Consider the following 2769-nt stretch of genomic DNA (forward strand, 5'->3'; position numbering starts at 1 on the left):
ATTCCAAGCCCCGCAGGGATGGCCAGAGAGGACAATCCGGGAACTTGCGATACCAACAGCGCCACTACCGCGGAAACAGCCAGGATCGAACCCACTGAAAGGTCGATGCCCCCGGTCAAAATCACGAAAGTCAGGCCGGATGCCAATACCACATTGATAGAGGCTTGTTGGCTGATGATCGAGAAGTTCTGCGCCGAGAAAAAGCTGTCGCTCATCAGGCTGAAGCCCACACACAGGAGCAACAATACGGGGAGCATGCCCGCTACCCTCATCAGTTGGCGCATTTTTTCCTGTGCGCCAGGTCCGGCAATGTTCCGCGCATTGGGTGTGATGAAGTCACTTGCCACTTTGCGTTGCAGTGGGGAAGTCATTGAACTAAGTCTCCGTTGGCTAGAGTCAAGCTGTCGCTGCCTGTGGCAAACGCGATAATGGTTTCGGGTGTAATATCAACACCGCTGCGGCCACCGAGTTCGGCGACAAGTTTCCCTTCACACATGACCAATACACGGTCAGCGATTCCAACAATCTCTGGCAGTTCACTTGAAATCATCACTACACACACGCCGGAGGCGGCCAATGCATTGATTATTTTATATATCTCTGTTTTGGCTCCAATATCGACACCCGAGGTGGGTTCGTCCAGGAACAGCACTTTGGGCTTCATCTCAAGCAGACGAGCCAGCAAAACCTTTTGTTGGTTGCCTCCAGACAGCGCGCCGACATTGATGTCTGGAGATGCTTTGATATTGAGTGCCTGAATGGCTTGTTCGGTGCGTCCGGTTCCAGCCGTCCGGTCCACAAAACCCGTCAATGAAGCATCATTTCCCAATACACAAACATTGATATTGTCGTGGACACTCATATCGAGAAAGAGGCCCAAGGCTTTACGGTCTTCTGTCAGATAGGCGATACCTGCATTGCCTGCATCGCGAGGGGAGCGTATGGCTACAACTTCGCCGTCCAGTTCAATGTGTCCACCCGAGTATGCATCGACACCTGCAATTAATCGGGCAAGTTCTGTTCTCCCTGAGCCCACCAGCCCTGCAATCCCGAGAATTTCGCCGGCATACAGATCGAAACTGCAATCTCGAATTTTTAAACCGTCAGTAAGTTTGCGGACACGTAGTACCGGTTGCTCGTAAGAACACGTAGCACGCTCATGGGCATAGAAACCGGAAACATCGCGACCCACCATCATCCGGACCAGGGTTTCAGCCGATAACGTGCCACGGTCCAGCGAACCCACGTAACGGCCGTCCCGGAGCACCGAAACGAAATCGGACAATGCGTATATCTCAGCCATTCGATGGCTGATATAGATGATTGCGACACCGTCATCACGTAACTGGCGAATCAACGCAAATAGACTTTCAGTCTCTTTTGAAGACAGCGGCGTTGTAGGCTCATCCATCACCAGGATTCGCGTATCGGCATGAATTGCACGGGCGATTTCAACAAGTTGTTGGTCGGCGATCGACAATGTACCGACCAGCGCGTGCGGATCAAATGTGACGCCAAGTCGCTTTAGTACAACCTGCGCGCCTTCGGTCATTGCCTTGTGGTTTACAACTCCACATCGACGAATTTCCCTACCCAGGTAGATGTTCTCGACCACGCTCATATTCGCGCACAAGCTGAGCTCTTGATAGATAACTGAAATGCCATGGCGCTTCGCATCGTTCAGGCCATAGTTTCGAATATCACATCCATCGATTCGGATAGTGCCACTGTCGGCTATATAGGCTCCCGACAGGATTTTCATCAGCGTGGATTTTCCGGCGCCGTTTTCGCCCATTAACGCGTGGATTTGTCCAGGGAAAATATTGAGATCGATGTCATGCAGGACGCGTACCCCATTGAATGACTTCGAGATGGAGCGCATTTCCAATAGGGCAAGAGGTGGACTTTCAGATCCAGTGCTCAGCATAGCGGTTAACTCCTTATCTACCGATTTGAGAAGCAGTTGAAACCTCTCATCGGTGTTCTTGTTCGAGAAACATAGTCCAAAGGAAAGCGCTTGCGCAAGCGCTTTCCTTTGCGCTCGAAGGAAAGGTGAAAATGTTAGGAAAGCGCTTGCGCAAGCGTTTTCGTCTCGGCTATGCTTTTTTCAACAGCGTCCCTGCGTGCCGTAAACGGTTCGCCATGTGATCGCGACAATAATAAAAAAGGAGTGCCCGGCTATGCTGCATAGCGGATTCCACCATCTCGCCTCAGCCACTTCAGGTGCACAGCGCACCTCGCTGGGTCTCTCTCGAAATTACGGGCCCGTCCCGGCATCAATTCCTGGAGCCTGCGACACATTTTCTCGCCGTGAGCTTTACAATGGCTTACCGCTGGGCATGAGTTCAGCGCTATCCATGAAATCACGTGAGAAAGGAGTGGTGCACAGTGGGCGCAAAGATGAGTGATGTAGCGCGAGCCGCGAACGTATCAATGTCTACGGTATCCCACGTACTCAACGGTACTCGCAAAGTACATCCCGACACCGTCCGTAGCGTGAATCAGGCTGTAGAGTCCGTAGGCTATATTCGAAACTCGCTCGCTCGATCTCTGGCTCGCTCCTCTTCAGGTGCTATAGGGGTGGCGATTGCTACGCTGTCAAACTATTACTTCAGTGAAACAGTACGTGCCATCGAAGCGGCATGTGCGAAAAGCGGCTTGATGATGATTCTGGTCAATACGCAAAAAGATCCTGAACAAGAGCTTAAAGCGGTCAAAGCACTGCATGAGAGACGTGTTGACGGCATTGTACTCGCCTCGGAGCATGAT

The 2769-nt window shown here is 51.8% G+C and carries 2 protein-coding genes and 1 pseudogene; 1 reads left to right on the forward strand and 2 read right to left on the reverse strand.

Annotated features, from left to right (window positions below; genetic code table 11):
- Window positions 1-371: pseudogene (locus AC1DVH_RS29125) on the reverse strand (ribose ABC transporter permease); the annotation flags it as partial.
- Window positions 368-1927 carry a sugar ABC transporter ATP-binding protein gene (locus AC1DVH_RS29130; protein WP_477756696.1) on the reverse strand — a complete coding sequence of 520 codons (1560 nt, stop codon included), beginning with the start codon at window positions 1925-1927 and terminating at the stop codon, window positions 368-370. The pseudogene AC1DVH_RS29125 and the gene AC1DVH_RS29130, both read right to left, overlap by 4 nt.
- 461 nt (window positions 1928-2388) lie before the next feature.
- On the opposite strand from AC1DVH_RS29130, the gene AC1DVH_RS29135 reads away from it, so the two are divergent.
- The coding region (locus AC1DVH_RS29135) for a LacI family DNA-binding transcriptional regulator (protein WP_477756697.1) at window positions 2389-2769 on the forward strand (381 nt) is incomplete at its 3' end.

It is taken from the genome of Pseudomonas sp. P4_C3 (assembly GCF_056402075.1).

Coding starts and splice junctions, on each gene's coding strand:
- AC1DVH_RS29130 (WP_477756696.1), bottom strand. CDS start 1,927: ATGCTGAGCACTGGATCTGAAAGTCCACCTCTTGCCCTATTGGAAATG.